Source organism: Enterobacter sp. WP_7_1, from assembly GCF_003688535.1.
Lineage (GTDB): Bacteria > Pseudomonadota > Gammaproteobacteria > Enterobacterales > Enterobacteriaceae > Enterobacter > Enterobacter asburiae.
In genome coordinates, this window is sequence record NZ_REFK01000002.1 from 542,576 (window position 1) to 563,914 (window position 21,339).

The 21,339-nt window shown below is 57.9% G+C and carries 18 protein-coding genes and 2 tRNA genes; 10 read left to right on the plus strand and 10 right to left on the minus strand.

Annotation, left to right across the window (positions count from 1 at the left end; genetic code table 11):
* The first annotated feature begins 146 nt into the window (after positions 1–146).
* The 3 genes from BJ885_RS11835 (at position 147) to ldtA (ending at position 4,277) form a co-directional block, all read left to right on the plus strand.
* On the plus strand, positions 147–578 hold the full coding sequence (locus BJ885_RS11835) for a universal stress protein (protein WP_063441213.1): 432 nt from the start codon (positions 147–149) through the stop codon (positions 576–578).
* A gap of 47 nt (positions 579–625) precedes the next feature.
* Positions 626–3,319: a cation-transporting P-type ATPase gene (locus BJ885_RS11840; protein WP_121931999.1), complete on the plus strand. Its 2,694-nt coding sequence runs from the start codon at positions 626–628 to the stop codon at positions 3,317–3,319.
* A gap of 61 nt (positions 3,320–3,380) precedes the next feature.
* Positions 3,381–4,277, plus strand: coding sequence for a L,D-transpeptidase (ldtA, locus tag BJ885_RS11845; RefSeq protein ID WP_121932000.1), 897 nt, complete (start codon positions 3,381–3,383; stop codon positions 4,275–4,277).
* 145 nt (positions 4,278–4,422) lie between these two features.
* Here ldtA and BJ885_RS11850 read toward each other — a convergent pair.
* A tRNA-Asn gene (locus BJ885_RS11850) sits at positions 4,423–4,498 on the minus strand.
* 319 nt (positions 4,499–4,817) lie between these two features.
* Between BJ885_RS11850 and nac the strand changes: the two genes are divergently transcribed.
* On the plus strand, positions 4,818–5,735 hold the full coding sequence (nac, locus tag BJ885_RS11855) for a nitrogen assimilation transcriptional regulator NAC (RefSeq protein WP_008499475.1): 918 nt from the start codon (positions 4,818–4,820) through the stop codon (positions 5,733–5,735).
* A 96-nt stretch (positions 5,736–5,831) separates the two neighbouring features.
* On the plus strand, positions 5,832–6,782 hold the full coding sequence (gene cbl, locus BJ885_RS11860) for an HTH-type transcriptional regulator Cbl (protein ID WP_023336219.1): 951 nt from the start codon (positions 5,832–5,834) through the stop codon (positions 6,780–6,782).
* Positions 6,783–6,825: 43 nt separating this feature from the next.
* On the opposite strand, the gene BJ885_RS11865 is transcribed toward cbl, so the two are convergent.
* The gene (locus BJ885_RS11865) at positions 6,826–7,434 is read right to left on the minus strand and encodes a glutathione S-transferase family protein (protein ID WP_121932001.1); all 609 of its coding nucleotides are present in this window, start codon (positions 7,432–7,434) and stop codon (positions 6,826–6,828) included.
* A gap of 170 nt (positions 7,435–7,604) precedes the next feature.
* Between BJ885_RS11865 and BJ885_RS11870 the strand changes: the two genes are divergently transcribed.
* The 3 genes from BJ885_RS11870 to BJ885_RS11880 all read left to right on the plus strand — a co-directional run bounded on the left by BJ885_RS11870 (position 7,605) and on the right by BJ885_RS11880 (position 9,336).
* Complete coding sequence (locus BJ885_RS11870) at positions 7,605–8,498, plus strand: LysR substrate-binding domain-containing protein (RefSeq protein ID WP_121932002.1); 894 nt, start codon at positions 7,605–7,607, stop codon at positions 8,496–8,498.
* Between the two features lie 177 nt (positions 8,499–8,675).
* Entirely contained in the window at positions 8,676–9,029 is a 354-nt protein-coding gene (locus BJ885_RS11875; protein WP_121932003.1) for a type II toxin-antitoxin system RelE/ParE family toxin, read from the plus strand.
* A 4-nt stretch (positions 9,030–9,033) separates the two neighbouring features.
* Entirely contained in the window at positions 9,034–9,336 is a 303-nt protein-coding gene (locus BJ885_RS11880) for an XRE family transcriptional regulator (RefSeq protein WP_029741460.1), read from the plus strand.
* A 75-nt stretch (positions 9,337–9,411) separates the two neighbouring features.
* Here the strand turns inward: BJ885_RS11880 and BJ885_RS11885 are convergent, their stop codons facing one another.
* Entirely contained in the window at positions 9,412–10,332 is a 921-nt protein-coding gene (locus BJ885_RS11885) for a LysR family transcriptional regulator (protein ID WP_121932004.1), read from the minus strand.
* 141 nt (positions 10,333–10,473) lie between these two features.
* Here BJ885_RS11885 and BJ885_RS11890 point away from each other — a divergent pair, with 141 nt between their 5' ends.
* Complete coding sequence (locus BJ885_RS11890) at positions 10,474–10,875, plus strand: RidA family protein (RefSeq protein WP_054830247.1); 402 nt, start codon at positions 10,474–10,476, stop codon at positions 10,873–10,875.
* 54 nt (positions 10,876–10,929) lie between these two features.
* On the opposite strand, the gene BJ885_RS11895 is transcribed toward BJ885_RS11890, so the two are convergent.
* From BJ885_RS11895 to BJ885_RS11920, 6 genes are all read right to left on the minus strand, one after another.
* Positions 10,930–11,005: transfer RNA gene (locus BJ885_RS11895), tRNA-Asn, on the minus strand.
* 164 nt (positions 11,006–11,169) lie between these two features.
* Positions 11,170–13,359: a TonB-dependent siderophore receptor gene (locus BJ885_RS11900; protein ID WP_121932005.1), complete on the minus strand. Its 2,190-nt coding sequence runs from the start codon at positions 13,357–13,359 to the stop codon at positions 11,170–11,172.
* Positions 13,360–13,385: 26 nt separating this feature from the next.
* On the minus strand, positions 13,386–14,711 hold the full coding sequence (locus BJ885_RS11905; protein ID WP_063923169.1) for a lysine N(6)-hydroxylase/L-ornithine N(5)-oxygenase family protein: 1,326 nt from the start codon (positions 14,709–14,711) through the stop codon (positions 13,386–13,388).
* The gene (gene iucC, locus BJ885_RS11910; RefSeq protein ID WP_121932006.1) at positions 14,708–16,450 is read right to left on the minus strand and encodes an IucA/IucC family siderophore biosynthesis protein; all 1,743 of its coding nucleotides are present in this window, start codon (positions 16,448–16,450) and stop codon (positions 14,708–14,710) included. Before iucC ends, BJ885_RS11905 begins: the two co-directional genes overlap by 4 nt.
* Entirely contained in the window at positions 16,447–17,394 is a 948-nt protein-coding gene (locus tag BJ885_RS11915) for a GNAT family N-acetyltransferase (RefSeq protein WP_121932007.1), read from the minus strand. The genes iucC and BJ885_RS11915 overlap by 4 nt, the downstream gene beginning before the upstream one ends.
* Positions 17,394–19,136 (minus strand): IucA/IucC family siderophore biosynthesis protein, encoded by a 1,743-nt coding sequence (locus BJ885_RS11920; RefSeq protein WP_121932008.1) that lies wholly within the window; start codon positions 19,134–19,136, stop codon positions 17,394–17,396. Before BJ885_RS11920 ends, BJ885_RS11915 begins: the two co-directional genes overlap by 1 nt.
* A 138-nt stretch (positions 19,137–19,274) precedes the next feature.
* Here BJ885_RS11920 and BJ885_RS11925 point away from each other — a divergent pair, with 138 nt between their 5' ends.
* Positions 19,275–20,486, plus strand: coding sequence for an MFS transporter (locus BJ885_RS11925; protein WP_121932009.1), 1,212 nt, complete (start codon positions 19,275–19,277; stop codon positions 20,484–20,486).
* Here BJ885_RS11925 and mtfA read toward each other — a convergent pair.
* Positions 20,483–21,280, minus strand: coding sequence for a DgsA anti-repressor MtfA (gene mtfA, locus BJ885_RS11930; protein ID WP_023312333.1), 798 nt, complete (start codon positions 21,278–21,280; stop codon positions 20,483–20,485). The two genes, BJ885_RS11925 and mtfA, sit on opposite strands and share 4 nt — an antisense overlap.
* Positions 21,281–21,339: the final 59 nt, after the last annotated feature.

Sequence of the window (21,339 nt, forward strand, 5' to 3'; positions counted from 1 at the left end):
GGGGAAGCGCTAAACCTGATATTCCTGTGCTACGTTTAATGTTAATCATCTTTTTTTACCGTAACTGGCATTAAGGGCAACCCCCTGCATTTAATGCGTTTTTTTCTTCATTCACTCTCGTGTTGGTTATAAAAAGGATGCTCGATATGTATAAAAACATTCTCGTTCCGGTGGATGTCTACGAGACAAGCCTGGCGGATAAAGCGTTGCAGCATGCACAGTTTCTGGCGCAAAGCGCAACGGGCGACATTCATTTGCTACACGTCATGCCCAAATTTTCAGCCGAACTGACGCGTGGTTTTATTTCAGATGCGCGCAAGATGGATGAATATATGATTAATAATTCAAAAGAAAAGCTGTCTGACCTGGTCAAAAAAGTAAATCTGCCAGAAGAGCGTGTTCATCTCCACGTCCGTAGCGGGAATGTTCGTGATGAGGTTATTAAGCTGGCGGATGAACTTGCCGTCGGCGCGATTATTGTCGGCTCGCGAAATCCAAATATTCAAACCCATTTGTTAGGATCGGAGGCGGCAAGTATTGTTCGTTACGCTCATGTTCCTGTTTTCGTTATTCGTTAATTACAGAGAAGCAAGGTGATTTCTGAATAGAACCTGAGGAAGGAACGATGAAAACAGGAAAACCTGAACGTCCGTATTATCAACAAACCGTTGACGAAACCCTGTCGAATATCCACTCCACCCTGGAAGGCCTTAGCGGCACAGAGGCATCAGCCCGACTTCAGCAGCACGGTGAGAATGCGTTACCGCAAAAAAAGGGTAAACCCGCCTGGCTACGCTTCCTGGCGCATTTTAACGACGTATTGATTTACGTTCTGCTGGTGGCCGCGTTGCTTAAGCTCTTTATGGGCCACTGGGTAGACATGTTTGTGATCCTTGGGGTTGCCATCATTAACGCGCTGATTGGCCATATCCAGGAGAGCAATGCTGAAAAATCGCTGCAGAGCATTCGCAATATGCTCTCCAGCGAAGCCGTGGTGGTACGACAGGGGAATCACGAAACGATCCCCACCACGGCGCTGGTCCCGGGAGATATCGTGGTGATCCGCGCCGGGGATCGTATCCCTGCGGACCTGCGCGTGGTTGAAGCGCATAACCTGCGCGTGGAGGAGGCCATCCTGACCGGCGAATCCACCGTTGTTGAGAAAAACAGCGATGCGTTAAGCGGGGAACTGCCCTTAGGTGACCGGTATAATCTGCTCTACTCAGGCACTACCGTTAGCTCCGGCGGCGGTAAAGGCGTGGTGGTGGCAACCGGGGGCGAGACCGAGCTGGGCCACATCAATCAGATGATGTCCGACATTGAAAAGCACCGCACGCCGCTGATGGTGCAGATGGATAAGCTCGGTAAGACCATCTTCATCACTATCCTGGTGATGATGGTGGCGCTGTTTGTCTTTAGCCTCCTGTTCCGGGATATGCCGGTTTCTGAACTGGTGCTGTCGCTTATTAGCCTCGCCGTTGCCGCCGTGCCGGAAGGGCTGCCGGCCATTATTTCCATCATCCTTTCGCTTGGCGTACAGGCCATGGCGCGTCGCAAGGCCATTATTCGCAAGCTGCCTACGGTTGAAACGCTGGGGGCGATGACGGTCATCTGCTCGGATAAAACCGGCACCCTGACGATGAATGAAATGACGGTCAAAGCGGTGATTACCGCTGACACGACCTATCGCGTAGAGGGCGACAGCTACGAACCGGTGGGGAATATTCACCCCGTAGATGACCCGACGCCCGTCAGCGTGACGCAGGGTTCCCTGCTGGAACGCTATCTGCGCACCATTGACCTCTGCAATGACAGCCAGCTAATCAAAGACGAGCAGGGGCTGTGGAAAATCACCGGGGGCCCAACCGAGGGCGCGCTGAAGGTGCTGGCGGCGAAAATCCCGCTCCCACCGGTCGACACCGAAATGCGCAGCAAAATCCCGTTTGATTCACAGTATAAATACATGTCCACGCTGTACCGGCTGGGCGATGAAGAGGTGATTTTAATCACCGGCGCGCCGGACGTCCTGTTCCGCCTCTGCCAGTATCAGCAGACGAATGACGGACTGCAGCCGTTCGATCAGCCTTACTGGGAAGGGAAGATTGAAGAGTATGCCCGGGAAGGTTTGCGCATGGTGGCCGCGGCCTGGAAACCTGCCCGCGAGGGACAACGCGAGCTGGATCACCCGGACCTGCATGATGGCGTGATCCTGCTGGGTATTGCAGGGATGATGGACCCGCCGCGTCCGGAGGCCATTACCGCCATTGCCGACTGTCTACAGGCCGGGATCCGCGTGAAAATGATCACCGGCGACCACCCGCAAACGGCAATGAGCATTGGGCAAATGTTGGGGATTGGTAACGCCGCAAGCGCTATCACCGGACGTGAGCTGGAGGCGATGGACGATCGTCAGCTGAGCGACGCCGCGCAGCAGTACGATATTTTCGCCCGAACCAGCCCGGAGGATAAATTCCGCCTTGTGCAGGCTCTGCAAAGTAAGCAGGAAGTCGTGGGCATGACCGGGGATGGCGTAAATGATGCCCCCGCGCTCAAGCGGGCGGATGTGGGTATCGCCATGGGGATTAAGGGGACGGAAGTGACCAAGGAAGCCGCCGACATGGTGCTAACGGATGACAACTTTGCCACCATTGCCAGCGCGGTGCACGAGGGACGCCGGGTTTACGACAACCTGAAAAAGACCATTCTGTTCGTTATCCCCAGCAACATCGCGCAGGCTCTGCTGATCATCATCGCGCTGCTGGCGGGGAACCTGATCCCGCTGACGCCGGTCCTGATCCTGTGGATGAACATGGCGACGTCGGCAACGCTGTCGTTTGGCCTGGCGTTTGAAGCGGGTGAGAAGGACATCATGAACCGGCCACCGCGCAAGGCGAATCTTCATGTAATGGACGGCTATGCCATCTGGCGCGTGGTGTTTGTCGGTCTGATGATTGCGATTAGCGCCTTCGTGCTGGAAGCCTGGCTTCAGCCGCGCGGCTATTCGGCGGAATTTATCCGCACCGTGCTGCTGCAAACCCTGGTCACTGCGCAGTGGTTCTACATGCTCAACTGCCGCGTTAATGACGGCTTCTCGCTGAGCAAAGGCCTGCTGGCGAACAAAGGGATTTGGATCGTGAGCGGCGTACTGCTGGCGTTACAGCTTCTTATCATTTACGCACCGTTCATGCAGATGCTGTTTGGCACCGAAGCGCTGCCGTTCCGCTACTGGGTCATCACCTTCCTGATTGGTTTTGTGATGTTCCTTATTGTCGAGGCGGAGAAAGTGCTGACGCGCAGGTGGCGCAAAACCGAGGCGTAATAGCGTAAACTGAGAAAGCCTGCCTGAGACCAGGCTTTCTCTTTTTTGAGCACAGGAAACTATGATTCGACTTACCTGGTTCGTCCTTACGCTGTGTGCCGCTGTACCCGGTGCGTTTGCCGTAACCTATACGCTTCCGCCGGAAGGCAGTCGTCTGGTGGGAAACCCGATTATCATCACCGTTCCCGAGGGCAACACGCTGCCTCTGGAAGCCTTTGCCGCGCGGTACGGGCAGGGTCTAAGCAATATGCTGGAAGCAAACCCGGGCGTGGATCCTTTTTTGCCCAAATCCGGCACCCGGCTGGTGATACCTCAGCAGCTGATTTTGCCTGACACCGTCCGCGAGGGCATTATCGTTAACGCGGCAGAAATGCGCCTTTACTATTACCCACCTGGCGGTAACACCGTTGAAGTGCTGCCCATCGGCATCGGTCAGGCCGGGCGCGAAACCCCGCGTAACTGGGTGACGGCCGTTGAGCGTAAGCAGGAGGGGCCAACCTGGTCTCCGACGCCGAATACGCGTCGCGCCTATGCGGCAGAAGGGAAAACGCTGCCGGCATTCGTGCCCGCCGGGCCGGATAACCCGATGGGGCTGTATGCGATTTATATCGGCAGGCTGTATGCCATTCACGGCACAAACTCGAATTTCGGCATCGGGCTGCGGGTGAGCCAGGGCTGTATCCGTCTGCGTAATAACGACATCAAGTATCTTTTCGATAATGTTCCCGTAGGCACCCGCGTACAGCTTATCGACCGGCCGGTTAAAGTCACCACCGAGCCGGACGGCAGCCGCTGGGTGGAAGTTCACGAGCCATTATCACGTAACCGCACGGAGTTTGAATCGACCAGTAAAGTGCCGCTGCCCATTTCAGCCGCGCAGCGAACGCAGCTGATAAACGAGGGCGCGGGCGCTGAGCTGGAACGGCGGTCGGGGATGCCGGTTAAGATCGGCATGTGAAGGGAAAGTGCGGGCTGGTGCCCTCACCCCAGCCCTCTCCCGCGGGAGAGGGTGCAAACACTAAAAACGGCAACCCGGTTGCCGTTTTGCATTTACCTTGCGCAGAAAAGCAAAAAGCCTGCTTTAAAAGCAGGCTTTTTAAATTTGGCTCCTCTGACTGGACTCGAACCAGTGACATACGGATTAACAGTCCGCCGTTCTACCGACTGAACTACAGAGGAATCGTGTGAACGGGGCGCATATTATCGACCTGCGTTCGCCTTGTCAAAGGGTGGATCAACGCCTTTTGATCGTTTGCTGACAAAATCGGCAAAGTGATGTTTTTGACAGCGGAATGCACCGTCATGGTGCGGGTATACCCCTAATGGGGCAGATCATAAACTGCTGTTTCGGTAATAAAACCCCCTCTGTAATTAGGTTTCCTTATTTTCAGGCGCTTAGCGAACAATTTAGACCGCCTGGTAAAAGTGGCATTCATATTGCAAAACCTGTTCAACAACGACAGCCGTTTCCGGCACAGCATTTCGAACAGGGGGCAAAATGAACTTAAGACGACTGAAATACTTCGTAAAAATCGTCGATATCGGCAGCCTGACTCAAGCGGCAGAAGTGCTGCATATCGCGCAGCCTGCGCTGAGCCAGCAGGTGGCTACTCTGGAAGGCGAGATGGATCAGCAGCTGTTGATCCGCACTAAACGCGGCGTCACGCCAACGGAAGCAGGCAAGATCCTGTATACCCATGCGCGCACCATCCTCCGCCAGTGTGAACAGGCGCAGCTTGCTGTGAATAACGTGGGACAGACCCTGAGCGGGCACGTTTCTATCGGCCTGGCGCCGGGAACGGCCGCGTCCTCTATTACCATGCCGCTGCTGCAGGCCGTTCGCGCCGAGCTGCCTGAGGTGCTGGTGTACCTGCACGAAAACAGCGGTTCCGTGCTGAATGACAAACTGCTCAACGGCCAGCTGGATATGGCGGTCCTTTACGATCGCTCCCCGGTCGCCGGCATCACCAGCCAGCCGCTGCTGAAAGAAGATCTCTACCTCGTGGGGACCCGCGACTGTCCGGGCCAGAGCGTAGACCTTACCGCCGTGGCAGAGATGAACCTTTATCTGCCGCGCGACTACAGCGCCGTGCGCGTGCGCGTGGATGAAGCGTTCTCCCTGCGCCGCCTGACGGCCAAAATCATCGGCGAAATTGACTCAATCTCCACGCTTACCGCGGCCATTGCCAGCGGAATGGGCGTGACGGTTCTGCCGGAATCCGCAGCACGCTCGCTGTGCAGCGCGGCAAACGGCTGGATGGCGCGGATCACCACGCCTTCGATGAGCCTGCCGCTGTCGCTGAATATGTCTGCACGCGGTTCGCTGTCGCCGCAGGCGCAGGCGGTAAAAGAGATTTTGATGTCGCTGGTCAGCAAGCCGTCGCTTGAGAACCGTGAACTCCAGCTCGTGAGCTGATATTCCATAAAAGCATAAGATGCTGGTTTTTATTATTTGTTCTGCAGCGCGGCTGACTCTAACAATAGAGCTATGTCAGATGCGCCGGAGTGAATCGTGAATTTCCAGCAACTTAAAATTATCCGTGAGGCGGCCAGGCGGGACTACAACCTGACCGAGGTCGCCAATATGCTTTATACCTCTCAGTCCGGCGTCAGCCGCCATATCCGCGAGCTGGAAGAGGAGCTGGGCATAGAGATCTTTATCCGTCGCGGCAAGCGGCTGCTCGGCATGACGGAGCCGGGTAAGGCTTTGCTCACCATCGCTGAGCGGATCCTCAACGAGGCCAGCAACGTGCGTCGTCTGGCGGATCTCTTTACCAATGACGCCTCGGGCGTACTCACCATCGCCACCACCCACACCCAGGCGCGCTACAGCCTGCCGCCGGTGATTAAAGCGTTCCGCGAACTTTTCCCCGACGTCCGTCTGGAGCTCATCCAGGGCACGCCGCAGGAAATTGAAGTGCTGCTGCAAAACGGTGGGGCGGATATCGGCATTGCCAGCGAACGCCTGAGCAACGACCCGCTGCTGGTGGCGTTCCCCTGGTTCCGCTGGTACCACAGCTTATTACTCCCGGTCGATCACCCGCTGAATCAGGTTTCCCCTCTGACGCTGGAAGACGTTGCGAAATGGCCGCTGATTACCTACCGCCAGGGGATCACCGGACGCTCGCGCATAGACGAGGCGTTCAACCGCAAAGGGCTAACGCCGGACGTGGTGCTGAGCGCGCAGGATTCTGACGTGATCAAAACCTACGTCGAGCTGGGTCTGGGCATTGGTCTGGTGGCGGAACAGTCCAGCGGAGAACGCGAGGACGGGAACCTGGTGCGTCTTGATACGCGTCATCTGTTTGACGCCAACACCGTATGGCTTGGCCTGAAGCGCGGGCAACTGCAGCGCAACTATGTGTGGCGCTTTATCGAGCTCTGCAACGCCGGGCTGTCGGTGGATGAGATTAAACGCCAGGTGATGGAACCGGAAGAAGTGGCGATTGATTATCAGATTTAGGCGCTGGTTTGCCCGGTAGCGCTGCGCTGACCGGGCTCATCGCTTAGTTGAACGGATATTTTTTAAAGACCGCCTGTGATTCGAATGATTCGGCAACCGCCTGAATCTCTCTAAAATCCGCTGCGTTAACGACGTGCGGGATCATCGACTGAATAAACGTCCAGACAACCGTGCTCGTGACGGCAACCTGATCGGGAGCGGCGGAGGCCGGACGCGTCTTCAGCAAGGCATTCCATTCCCTGCAGGCCGCCAGCAGCTGGGTTGTAATGCGTTCGACCCATAAAGCGTGCTGCTTTTCCACCGGGCGCAGGTGGTGTTCATACACATTTTGCACGGCTTTCTCCGCGGCGGCGAGGATAAAGCCCAGCGTCTGAAGATCGTTTGCCAGCGCATCCGGCGCGACGGGCAGGAGCCTCCGTTCGGGTGTGGCCTGAGCCTCGAAATAATCCAGTATCAGCGACGAGTCCATCAAACGTATTCCGTTATCCAGAATCAGCGTGGGCGCTTTTACCGCGGGGTTGATTCGGGAGAACGCTTCGAAAGTGCTAAAGACCGACAGCGGCTGGCTTTCAAAATCAACGCCATAAAGCTCAAGGGAGATCGCCACGCGCCGTACATAAGGTGAATCCATCATGCCAACAAGCTTAATCATCGTTCCCGTTTTCCTGTCTCTGTGAAATAACGCGTCATTGAAGAGGATGAACAGACAGTACAATACAAACTTCCTGGCGAATATCTTCAGTATCTTACCGTAAAGGTTAGTATTACTGACATGTGGGCAAGCTGTCGTTATAGATCCAGCGCTGATAAGGGAGTGCTTTCATGTCGGATTTTCCACCCATTGCCAGTTTGCGAAGCTTTGAAGCCGTCGCCCGTCTTGGCAGCGTGACGCTGGCGGCGAAAGAACTCTACGTTACCCATTCCGCTATCAGCCAGCAGATCAAACTGCTGGAGGAGATGGTGGGCGTTAAGCTCTTTATCCGTCAGGGACGCGGGGTGCAGATCAACGAAGAAGGGCGGCTCTATGCCTTACAGGTACGCGAGGCGTTGAACCATATCGCAGATGCCACGCGGCTTGTACAGGTGAAGCCGAGAAAGCAGGAGCTGACGCTGGCGATGGTGCCGTCTTTTGGATGCCACTGGCTGTTGCCGCGTCTGGAACGCTTTCGCGCGAAATATCCACTTATCACTCTTCGGATCCAGGCCAGCCTGACGGTTACCAGCCTGCAGCAGGAGGGGATAGATATCGCGATACGGATGGGGAAGGGAAACTGGGAAGGGAGTGAAAGCCATTACCTTTTTTCCGATGAACTCATTGTGGTGGCCGCACCTGGCTATAACGGCGGTGTGCTGCCCGCTACGCCGGCTGAGATTGCAAAAAGTCATATTATTTTTTCCATGGAGTCGTGGAAAACGTGGTGCGTGAATGCGGGGCTGGAGAAAGAGATCGTGCCTGGCGGTTTATGCATTAACGACTCCAATATCATTATCGAAGCCGTTCGGCTCGGGAAAGGCATCGCGCTGGAGCGCCGCTCTCTGGTTCAGGATGCCATCACCCGGGGCGAGCTGGTCCAGCTAACCTCCATCACCGCGCCGTATCCCTGGCCTTACTGGCTGGTGACAGCACAGGCAACGGAGACGAAGCCCGAGGTGGCTCTTTTTGTCGCGTGGCTGAACGAGGAAGTGGCGGCCTGGCGGCAGTTGACGGGCTGCTGAACTTTTTTCGACGCTGCTCGTAACAAAATGAATATCCGACAAGGGATACATAGAATTATTCCGGCACGCATTCAGTATTTCCGTAACCCCACAAGATTCTGCTTTTCCATCTCTGCATAATCATCGCTATAGCTTTGCACGTATATAGCTTTTGATCTATACTGGATGGGAGGTCTTGTGTGGGCAATTAACACGACGGACAGGTTTGATCGCTGGTTCACTTCGCTTGAGGATACCGATCGCGCCAGCGTACTTGCAGCACTGCTTGTTTTGCGAGAGAAGGGGCCGGGTTTATCGAGACCCTACGCTGATACGCTTAAAGGCTCTCGTCACAGCAACATGAAAGAGCTACGTATTCAGAGTAAGGGCGATCCCTTGCGGGCGTTTTTCGCCTTTGATTCAAACCGCACGGGTATCGTGCTTTGTGCAGGCAATAAGGTCGGCAATGAAAGGCGATTCTACGATGAGATGCTTCTCGTTGCTGACCGGGAATTCACTCACTGGCTGAATACATTAAAAGAGAGGGAATAGCGCGATGGGAAGAACCCTTGAGCAGCTTATAGCGGATGAAAAGCCGGAGGTTGTCGCCAGCGCTCAGGCGATAGCAACGGATATTTTGCTCAACATTCATCTGGCTGAGTTACGTGAGAAAGTACAAAAAACGCAGGTAGAAATGGCGCAGGCGTTGGGTATCAGGCAACCTACCGTTGCGGTAATGGAAAAGCCCGGGCGCGATTTGAAACTCTCTTCTCTCAAGCGCTACGTTGAGGCGGCGGGCGGAAAGCTGCGGCTTGATGTGGAGCTGCCGGATGGCTCGCACTATGAGTTTGTGCTGTAGGGCAGAAAAGCAAAAAGCCTGCTTCAAAACTGCCAGCATGACCGTCACTCGGCGGTGATGAACGAATAGATGCAGTTATTTATTGGCGGAAGTGGGGACATGCTGCTGCATCAATTCAACAATCCAATCAATAAAAACGCGCAGCTTGGCGTTGACATGGCGGTTCGGCGGAAATGCCAGGTACAGGGGCATTGAGTTAATACGCCAGTCTTCAAATAGCGGAATCAAGGAACCACATGCCTGATGCGCTGCCGCCATATAGACGGGTAGCGCAATCACGCCTAATCCCGCGAGCCCGGCTTCGAGGTAGGCGTTGCCATCATCCACTGCAAGCACATAGCTTCCCGTGATTTCAATACGTTCACCCTCACCGTGCAGTACCAGAGGATCAATCTTACCGGTGCGTGAGGACAAGAATCCCACTATGCGATGGTCCGTGTTTTCCAGCTCTCGCGGATGCGCAGGGGCGCCGAGGCGTTCCACATAGCTCGGTGCGACGTAAACACCGATTTGCAAATCACCGACATGGCGTGCGATCAGGGACTGGTCGTTGATTGCACCGCCCCGCAGGACGCAATCCACGTTGTCGCCGATCAGATCCACCACCCGGTCACTCACGCCCATGTCGAACTGGATATCAGGGTAGCGCGCGTGAAAAGCCGGTAGCGCGGGCACCAGCACCAGGCGGGCGAGAGGAGTGGGCACATCTATCCGTAGCCGTCCCCTGGGCGTCATCGCCGAACTGGAGAGGCTATTTTCAGCATCTTCCATGTCCGCCAGCAGGCGGATGACGCGCTCGTAGTAGACCGCGCCATCAGGAGTCACGCCGAGCCTGCGGGTGGTGCGATGGAGCAGCTTAACGCGCAGGCGCGCTTCCAACTGCTGAATAAGCTGCGTCACCGTGGTTTTGCTCATATGAAGCGTTTGGGCAGCCCTGGTGAAACTGCCTGCCTCCACCACGCGAGCAAAGGCGCGCATCGCATCGAAACGATCCATCCCTTGTCCTCTTTTTTCATCGATTGTTTGGATATTACAAACAATGATGGACAAAGTCGCTTGTTTATCCGCCCGCTCCGGCGCCTGTAAAGTGTGTTTATGCTCACCGGGCAGATTTAGCCCCATTACAGAGGTACAAACATGACAACGCGCGAAGCCGTTTTTCCCTTCGGTCGGCAGGCGCTCTATGAGCGCAATCGCTATTCACCCGCCATCAAATCTAACGGCTTCCTGTTTGTTTCGGGACAGGTTGGTAGCCGGGAGGATGGTTCGCCGGAAGAGGATCTCAACGCGCAGATCCGGCTGGCATTCGATAACCTTAATGCTGTTCTTACGGCTGCGGGCTGCACGTTCGATGACGTAGTTGACGTTACCCTCTTTGTCGTCGATCCCGAGTCAAACCTCGACGCTATCTGGAGAATCCTGCCAGAATATTGGGGGGAAGCGCCTTACCCTACGTTGACTGGGATCGGCGTGACGTGGCTGTACGGATTCCAGTTTGAGATTAAGGTGATTGCCAGGCTGGATGCGATTCAGAGTTAACTTCAGATACGCAGAAAAGCAAAAAGCCTGCTTTAAAAGCAGGCTTTTCAAATTTGGCTCCTCTGACTGGACTCGAACCAGTGACATACGGATTAACAGTCCGCCGTTCTACCGACTGAACTACAGAGGAATCGTGTGAACGGGGCGAATATTATCGACCTGCGTTCACCTTGTCAAAGGGGGAAATTAAACTTTTCGTTCGTTTGCCGACAATTTCAGCAAATCGCTGATTTTATAGCAAATTTGAGTTGAAATTACACAGCAAAATACGCCGCCCGCAGGCGGCGCGCAGGATCAGAACAGTACGGAGTAGTTCAGACCAAAGGTACGTCCGCGGCCTTTATAGGTATACAGGCCCGGTGCGCCGTAGGTTGGGCTATACAGCCCCGGCGCGCGCTGGCCCCAGGCGGTGGTGTAGTCTTTGTCCAGCAGGTTTTCCACGCTGAAGCTGACCTTACCCACCGGCAGGGCGTAGCTGCCCAGGAAGTCGACCGTGTTATAGCCATCGATCTTCTTGCCGTCGGAGTCTGACACGTCAAAGGTTTGCGTGCTCTGCACGCGCAGGGTCCAGTCACCCGGCGCCCAGTTGACCCATGCGCTGGCTTTCGACGGGCTGGCGCTGTCGACCGTCAGCTTCTCCCATTTGCCGTTTTCGCGGGTTTCAGACTTGATGGCGTTAAAGTTCGCACCGGTGCTCCAGTCGCTGTCGGTGAAGAAATAGTCCACCTGACCTTCCACCCCGTAGATACGACGCTTGTCGTCTTCCAGGTTGATGGTCATATCCGTCTTGTTGATGGTGATGGTTTTATCCGAGAGCGAGTAATACGCCGCGACCTGCGTGCGCAGGTTATCGCCGGTGTAGCGCCAGCCCAGCTCATAAGCGTTGACCTTGATACCGTCCAGCGTCGAGTCGTTCACGTTGACGCTCTTCAGCAGGCGATAGTGACCATTGCTGAGCTGATAGGTGCCGGAGCCGTAGTACTTCGCCAGGTCCGGAATTTCGAAGCCCTGGGAGAAGTTAAACCACAGCTGCTGCTGTTCGGTCAGGCGACCGAGGATCCCGGCGTTAAACAGGAAGTTGTTGTAATCGGTTTTCCCGCCCGGCACCGCGTCGGCGGAGGTGGCTTTCCCGGTGGCGATGGCCTGCTGCTGGGCGTAACCGACAAAGTCGTCCACCTTGTTTTCGGTGTACTGATAACGCACGCCGCCGCTCAGGGTGATGGCGTCAATGTCGTAGCTGGCCTGCAGGAACGGGGCGAGGTTGGTGATGCTGTAGCCCGGGTAACGGCCGACGTTGTAGGCGTTATCCAGCTCCATGCCGCCGCTCGCCGCGGCCTTGCTCAGGTTAAAGAACTGCTGGTTGGCATCGAAGGTTTCGTGGTCGGCATCCACACCCCAGGTCAGCGTTAAATCGTCCACCGGCTTGCTGTTCAGCGTCAGCTTGCCGCCGTAAAAATCGGTTTTCTGCTGGGACGCGCCGATGCTGCTCACCACGCCTTTGGTCAGAGTCGGGAACGGATAATAGGTCAGGCTCTCGTCGCGATAGTAAATCTGCGCGACCAGATCCTGGCCCCAGAAGTCGGTATTGGAGTACTGCAGGTTAATCAGATGGCGCTCGGTGCCCGGTACGCGGTCAGAATCGAGATTACCTTTGTTGTACGCGGTCGCATCGCCCGTTACCGCCGAGAAGTTCTTCCCGAGATACAGCCCATGCTTGCCGTCGGACTCGCTCTTGTAGTACTGGGTCGTCAGCTGCAGCTGCTGACGATCGTCAATGTTGATGGTGCCTGTTCCCATCACATCAATACGGTCGGAATACTGGAGGCCGGTCTGGGTGTTATCGATAATCACCTCGTTGCCTTTGCCGTCATACCAGCCGCCGTAGCGCTGATACGACACCGACAGACGACCGGAGGCGTTGTCGTTGCCGCCGCTTACGGCTGCCGACACGTTCTCATCGTGATCGTTGTGGCTGTTAAACCCGCTCTTTGCCCCGGTCTGGAACTCAACTTCGGTATCCGGCTGGCCCTTTTTGGTGACGATGTTCACCAGGCCGCCGGTGCTGCCGCCGCCGTAGAGCGAGGTGGCGCCGGAGATCACTTCGATACGGTCAATGTTGAACGGATCGATAGAGTCCAGCTGGCGGCTGTCGCTGCGGGACGAGTTCAGGCGAACGCCGTCCACCATCACCATCATGGAGCGGCCGCGCAGGTTCATGCCGTAGTTGGTACGGCCCTGGCTGCTGACGTCCATGCCCGGGATCAGCTGCGCCAGCACCTCTTTAATTTCTTTCCCGCCCTGAACCTGCTGCTCAATTTCAGCCCGCTCAATGACCCAGGTGGTCTGCGCCATCTCCGCCACGCTGCGGTGCGCGCGGCTGGCGGAGACAACGATATTTTCTTCCTTTTGTTCTTCCGCCCACGCAGAGGTAGAAAGCATTGCAAGCAAGCAAGGATTTAAAACCCAAAGATGAGAACGTTTCATTGTTATGTTGATCCTGATTGTGTGTGTCAGTACTCGGTGGTTTTTGCTAATGATTTAAAAACCGGGCTGCTGTCCGGGCTGGCGGTGGTGCGCCAGTGGATAACGCCGGGTGTGGTGGCCAGCTCAAACGGCTCGTCGGCGTGCGCGCGATTAAGAATTCGCGCCGCGCGCCAGGCCATCAGGCTGAGCTGGGGTTCGGCAATGCCGAGACGGTGCATCCCGGCGTTCACGGCGAACAGGCGGTTGCTCTGCGGACCGTCCCATTCGAGAGTGAAATCATTGTTAATGCAGAAGGCTTCGTCCGTGTCCAGATGCAGGCGGTGAGACAGCGGCGCCAGGAACGCGGGCTGCACGGCACGGTAGCCGGTGGCGAAAATCACCACGTCGCTCTCCAGCTGCTCGCGGCCGCCGTCGAGGTGATGCTGAATGCTCAGGCGATGTCCGTTTTCCTGGCGCGTCAGAGCCGTCACCGAGCGGGACGGCAGGAGATGCGCCCAGGGTTTTTCACGCAGCACTTCAAAGCGGTGGTACATGGCGCGGTAAATCGCAAGCAGGGACTCGGTGGTGATACCGTCGGAGGTCATCTTCTGCTCGTGCAGCATCTGCCGACGGGCCTCTTCACCGAGCGTGGAGAAGCTGTCCACGTACTCGGGCGTGAAATACTCGTTGGCAAAGGCAGCTTCATCCAGCGCGTTGTAGTTATTGCGGCGCGATACCCAGTTCAGGCTCAGCGGCTGGCCCCATTCGCCGCGGAAGATATTCAGGAACAGGTCGGCCCCGCTCTGGCCGCCGCCGACCACGGTGACGCGCTTGCCCGCAAGATCCGGCGTGCGGAGCATCATCTCGCTGGCGTGGAAGCAGGTATCGTCCTGCACGGTAACGCAGTCAGGCAGGTTGATCTGTTTGCCAATCCCCACGCAGACGTGGCGCGCCAGGAAGCGGTCGCGCTGGGTCATCACCTCAAACAGGCCGCTTTTATCATCAAAGCTCACCTGCTGTACCTGCTGGCTGAAGGACAGATTGGTGAGGTTTTCCGCCGCCCAGCACAGGTAGTCCGCAAACTCTTCGCGGGAGACGGTGCGCTGCTCGGTGGTCAGGAAGCGATAGAACTTTTTGCGCTGCACAAGGTAGTTCAGGAAGCTGTGGCGGTTGGTGGGCTCCACGGCGCTGACCAGATCCTTCAGGAAGCTGGTCTGCATGTGGCAGTCCGGCACCATCATCCCCGGGTGCCAGGAAAAGTGCGGCTTGCGCTCAAGGAACAGCGAGCTAAAGCCGTCCAGACCTTCGGCCAGAGCGGCGATGCTGAGGTTAAACGGGCCAATACCAATGCCGATGAAATCATAGGTTTTCATTGCGCTGACTCCCGGGAGGCGAGAAAAAGAGGGTTGTCGAGGTCGGTAACGTAGTTCGGCAGCATGCGGCTGCCGCCGTCGTGTTCGGAGAAGGTCAGTTTGACCGGGTTGAGGATCACGCGAATAATCTGCGGCTTGAAAAGATCGAATTTGGCGAAGCGTTCTGCCAGATCCGGGTGCGCCGCCATATAACCCCGTAATACTCCGGCCAGAATCTGGTAGAAGCGCGTTTCGCTGACGCCGCTTTGCAGCGTGAGGCGCGAGATAAAGCGCAGCACCGTCACAAAGTTACCGGTTTGGAGGTCGTGAATAATGTAATCCGCGCTCAGGCGCGCCGTGACGGCCTTCACCTGCTCCGGCAGGCTCTGGGCCTGCGGGAAATCCTCATTCACCAGGCGCATATCGCCCTGGAAATCTTTCAGCAGGATGCGCTGCGGGACGTAATCCTTCATCACCAGCGTCACGTTCTGGCCGTGGGCGATCAGCGCCACGCCGTAGCGGCAGAGCAGGTGATAGAACGGGATCACCGTTGCCTCAAACAGCTTTTCCAGCCACGCGTCGGCGCTTAACCCCGAGCGTTTAATCCACGCGTCAATCAGCGGGCACCCGGCGTTATCGGTTTCCATCAGCGCCGCCATCAGCACCGCCTGCTCACCGTCCTCTAAATAACAGGACGGGTTCTCGCGCCAGATCACCCCCAGCATCTCCTGATAGCGGTAGGGCGCTTTCGGCAACGCGGCGTAACCCGGATGCGACAGATAGCCGGCGGCGGGTTCGCCAAGCACCTGCGCGCCAGAGCGGGCAAGCGTGGCGTCGGTGGCAAACTGCTGCTGAAGCCAGCGCGAGGCCAGCGGCCCGGCGGCAATGTACTTGCCCGGAATGCCGCGATAGCAGGAGGTGTTGTAGATAGTCAGCGGAAGCTTGATGTCATACGGCGCGCGACGGCTGGCGTTGGTGAGCGTGCGCAGGGACTGCTGCGCCAGATACTCGTCGCCAAATTCGCCCAGCTCAACCATCTCTCCGCGCGCCAGCTGCGCCAGGAAATGAATGGCGATCTTCTGCTGCCACTGCCACGGGTGCAGCGGCACCGGCAGCCAGCCGTCGTTGAGACCCAGCGCTTGCCAGCGGGCGTCAAAGCGGGCGCGCTCGGCGTTGTCCATGGCGCTCGCCAGCAGAGCGTTGATATCGCAATCGGCGTCGCTGCTCCAGACCAGATGTTTCCGCTGAACGGCAACCCAGTGCAGACGAAAACGTCCGCGATACTCGGGCGCGTACTGACGCAGCGCGTCCAGCCCCCAACCGCGGCGGCCTTTGTTGAAAATAAACTTCGGATGACCGCTCATCAGACACTGTAATTCGTCCGGGTTGAGGTGGATCAGCGCGTCCGCGTCCAGCGCTTCACGCGCCTTTAGGAGCTGCATGTCGCCGCGCAGGGTGGCGTAGAGATCTTCCATGTGCTCTGCCGTTTGCGCGTCGCTCATCTCCAGCACCGTCGCCAGCTGCAGCAGCGCGCTTTCCGCTTCGACGGCATCGCCGCTGGCGGCGATCAGGCTGTTCGGGTCGATATGCAGCCAGCCCCAGATCCCGCGCGCGGCGCGAAACTGCCAGGACTCCTTGCCCATGGTGATGCGCCAGCCGTCCGACGAAACCGACTCAGCGCGCAGGGTGCGTTCGTATTCCAGCTCGGCGAGGATCTTCGCCACCATCTCGCGGTTCACTTTCTGCCAGAGCGCGTTCACAGTTCCACCTCGCTGAAGAAGCGGTGGCGCTGGCTCATGATGAGGCGCGAGCGCTTGTGCGGGAAGTCGAACTCTTTCACCGTGTCGAAACCGGCGGAGGCCAGGTGGCGGAACAGGCGCTGGTTGTCGAAGCGCGGCTCGGCTACGATGCGCGCGGTGCGCGGTTCATCGAGATACAGATAGTGGCTCAGGCCGCGCAGCCAGCTGCGGATGTACTGCGCGCCGCGCCAGTTCTCTTCGCCCACCAGCATGTGCAGGCCGCGGTCAAACGGCTGCCAGCGGTAGTGGCGGCCAATGCGGTCTTCCGCCGCCCAGTAGAGTTCAAAATAGCCGAACGGCTGGTCGTCGAAGCAGCCGATAACCGGGTAGCAGTAGGTCGAGTCAAGCTGACGGCGCAGGTAGCTTTCCTGCTCGGCCTGCGGGCCCGCCATCTCCCAGAAGGCGTTCACGCGCGGGTTGTTCATCCATTGGGTAAAGCGCTCGCCGTCCATCGCCACGTCGGCTACGCGGAAGCTGAGGGTGCGCTTAATTTGCGGATCGTAACGACGGTACACTTCGCCCTGCGGGCGGTGAGGACGCAGCGGGAAATACAGCTGACGGCTCTCATCAAACTGCATCCCGCCGCTGGCCTGGGATTGTTCGCCTTTCAGCCACAGCGGCAGCTGCCAGAAGGTTTCGCGTGCCAGATAGTCCCCGTGGGCCAGGCTAAACAGCACCTGCGCCTGGGGTTCATCCTGCCAGGTCGCCCAGGGCAGGGTAATGCCGGTCAGCGCGGGTGCGGCAACAAACAGCTGATCCAGGGCTTCGACCAGCCAGCCGTCCGGGATCCCACTCAGACGCTCCAGCACCGCGCTGCCGTCGAGACCCAACGTCAGCGGCAGCGCGCGATCCGTTGCGGTGCAGCGAAAGCCGTAGCCGGAATGGACGATATTCGCGATTGCCATTACGCCTTCTCCTTGTAAAACGGGTTGCTAAAGTCGAAATAGATCACCGCCGGATCGGCGATGGTGTTTTCATTGCGATCGTGCAGGTAGCAGAAGAAGTTGCCTTTGCAGTTCCAGGTCGGGCTGTCGAGGACGTAGTCGAGGCAGCGGGTCTGCTTTGCCGTCTTGCGCAGTTCCGTCAGCGCGTCGCGCACGCGGGACATCAGGCTCTCCTCGCTGTCGAAACCGGCGGCGGCAAGGGCGGCGGTGACGGCAAGGGTAGAGTTCAGCAGCAGGTAATAAGGGAAGTAGCGCAGCAGCTGGCTCTCACCGAAGCGGTTTTCCACCTCCGTTTCGCCCGCCTCTTTCAGCCACCCGTCGGCTCCTTCGGTCCAGGCGCTGCCCTGGCAGTCGCGGTAGATCAGCCCGACGGGGAAATCCTGCTGCATCTCAACGAGGATATTTTGCTGGTGCGCCAGCAGGACCAGACCGTAGTCCGCCTCGGCGCTGAACAGCGGAAGTAATACGCGGTCGCAATAGGCGTCCAGCCAGCAGCGGGCGGCCTGGGCGAGCGGTAATTCCAGACGCTGGCTCAGACGGCGCACCGCGGAGGCCAGCAGGCTGTCGCCGCCGTCCGGCGCGGCCTGGGTCAGGCTCACCAGTACATTGGTTTGCGTTTCGGGGGTATCGAACAGCAGGTTGACGCGCAGGGCCATCAGGCTCTCTTCCTGAATAGCGCCGCTTTCGTCACGCAGCCCCGCCCAGCCGTCTTCCTGCATCACGCGCATGGTTGGGTAGCGAGCCTGTAAATCTTGCCAGCGTTCCGTTTTCGCCAGGCGCGCCAGGCGCATTCCGCGCTTAACCTCTTTGACCGACAGCGTGCGCACGGAGTTGGTCAGGCGCACGCTGAGGGAGAACTTAATCATGTCGCCGTTGGTTTCGCTGTACAGCGAGCGGGAGGAGCTGGTGGGTAGCCACTGCGCGCCCGCTTCGCCCAGATCCTGCAATGAACCGTTTTCCGCCAGACGCTGGCACCAGTCCTGCTCCAGCAGATAGTCGGCCTGCCACGGATGCATCGGCAGCAGCCAGCGGGTGTCGGTGAAGTGGCCGAGCAGCTCAGGCGCGCTCTGGGCCGCGAAGCGCAGCAGACGCTCGCGCAGGGAGACGTTCAGGCTGTCGCCGGCAACGAGCGTGCTCTCAACGGCAAACCAGCGCAGCGGGAAGCGGGAGGCGAAATCGGGCAGATAGCGACGCGCCTCGGTTTCGCTGAACGGCTCGTGGGACTTCGGCGCCGGATGAAACGCGTGGCCGACCAGCAGCGCCTGTTCCGCGTCGGCAAACGTCAGCGGCTTATCGCGCAGGTTTGCCCAGCCGTGGCGCAGATCGATAGCCTGCCAGGTGTGAGCATGGCTTTCGAGAACGCGCTGCTTAAAACGCGCCAGCGTATCGGCATCCAGCGAGCCTTTTACTGACGGTTTTTCAATAATTAAATCAACCAGTTGATCAAATGTGACGGCGTCACCGTCATCACTGTTGCTTTGAATAAGCGTTGCCGGGAAACGGTACTGATGATGCTGGGTGGGGGAGAAATAGCGTACCGGAACCCGAAGCGCCTGGGTTTGGGACAGCGGGATATGAATGTTCGGTAACGCATCCGCAGCGATAGCGGGGAGATAGCGCCAGTCCTTCGTTTCGCGCAACAGGGCGTTTAAAAAACACTGGGCTGCAACGTCTGTACCGGCAGAGCGGGGCAGAGCACGCATAGATGTACCTCATTCCATGATTGATAATAATTCTCGTTATGATATTCATTCTGTTTACAGTCGCAACCATTTTTGCAATATTTGTTTTCATAAACTTCATGATTTCCACACATTTATTGACACTATGTTCACATTCTCATGCGCGCTGACTCAGAAACATTGACCGAAAACGTCACCTCAAAAGCCAACTGGCCCCTGGCGTTATGTGCGGGTTTATTAGGTATCGGGCAAAACGGCCTGCTGGTGATGCTCCCGCAGCTGGTAACCCTGACCGGGCTGTCGCTTTCGGTTTGGGCCGGCCTGCTCATGTTCGGATCCATGCTCTTTTTACCGGCCTCGCCCTGGTGGGGACGCCAGAGCGAGCGGCGGGGATGTAAGGCCGTGATGCTGGCCTCGCTGAGCGGCTATCTGGCCAGTTTCGCCGTCATGGCGCTGGTGGTCTGGGCGATGGCGGCCGGAAGGCTGGATACATTCTGGGGACTGGCGGGACTGATTCTTTCACGTCTGCTCTACGGACTGACGGTCTCGGGGCTGGTGCCTGCGGCCCAGACGTGGGCTATTCAGCGTGCGGGGCTGGAGAAGAGAATGGCGGCGCTGGCGACGATAAGCTCCGGCCTCAGCTGCGGACGTTTGCTCGGCCCGCCGCTGGCGGCGCTAATGCTCAGCGTCAGCCCGGTGGCGCCGCTCTGGCTGATGGCGATCGCGCCGTTAATCGCCCTGCTGCTGGTGATTCGCGAAGCCGCAGACCCGCCGCTGCCACCTGTGGCGCACCAGGCGACCCGCCTGCAGGCCTCGATGCTGCCGTTCCTGCTGCTGGCGCTGCTGCTGGCGGCGCTGGTCAGCCTGATGCAGCTTGGACTGTCACCGCATCTTAGCCCCCTGCTGGAGGGCAATGCCCGGGACATCAGCCATCACGTTGCGCTTCTGCTGAGCCTGGCCGCGCTGGCCACGCTCGCGGCGCAGTTTCTGGTGGTCCGCCCGCAGCATTTCACCCCGGTGACGTTGCTCTGCATCGCGGCGGTGCTGATGGTGGCCGGGCTTGGGCTGATGACCGTCGCGGGTTTAACGCTGTTCTACGTGGGGATTGTTATCACTTCACTCGGGGCGGCGATGGCCACGCCGGGCTACCAGCTGCTGCTGAACGACAGGCTGACCACCGGGAAAGGGGCGGGCGTCATCGCCACCAGCCACACGTTAGGCTACGGCGTCAGCGCGCTGCTGGTGCCCGTGGTGACGCGCTTTTACGGCGAGCAGTCTTTGACGCTGGCCGCATGGGGAATGGCAGTGCTGTTTTTAGCGTTGAGCATAGGGGTACGGTCAACCGAGCGGACCCCTTCTGAAAAGCCTTAATGGATCTGGCGGGAGGAATGGCCGCCAGACTCCTCATTTTGCCGCAGACGCTGGAGCGGATCCTGCTGATAAAACTGGCAGAAACGCTGCCACAGCGCCGGGAAGCGGGGCGCGAAGAGCTCGGGCGCGCTGAAGAAATACTCCGACAGCACCGCAAAGCACTCGGCCGGGTCGGTTGCCGCATAGGCGTCAATGCTTGCCGCGCTTTCGCCCACCAGGTCTATTTCATCCTGAATGTTATCCATCGCCGCGTGCAGATCGTGCTCCCAGCCCGCCACCTCGCGAAGCGGGATCAGCGGTACTCCGCTGGCGCGATCGCCGTTGCGGGTATCGAGCTTATGCGCCACTTCATGGATAACCAGATTAAAACCGGACGCATCGAACGAGTCCTGAATGTCGAGCCAGTTCAGGATAATCGGCCCCTGCTGCCAGCTTTGTCCGGACTGTACCACGCGCTGGTTGTGCACCAGCCCGATATCGTCCTGCCATTCGTCATCCACCACGAACGGCGCGGGATAGATAAGCACCTCGTGGAAACCGTCCAGCCACTCAATGCCGAGCTCAAGCACCGGCAGACAGAAAAGCAGGGCGATGCGCGCGTTTTTCAGGGGATCGAGTTCGAAACCCTGTAGTGGAACCAGGCGTTTTTGCTGTAAAAAACGATCCGCCAGCTGAACCAGTTTCGCTTGTTCATCCGGCTTAAGATTAGCCAGAACAGGGATCGTCAGCGCGTCATCCCATGGCAGCGCCATATCCCGGCCAGCCTCATTCGTTTTCCAGGGCCACTTTATCATCGCTTTGCTCGCAAACTCGTCACTTGAACAAAAATGGGAAAGTCAGGTTTGGTTAAGAT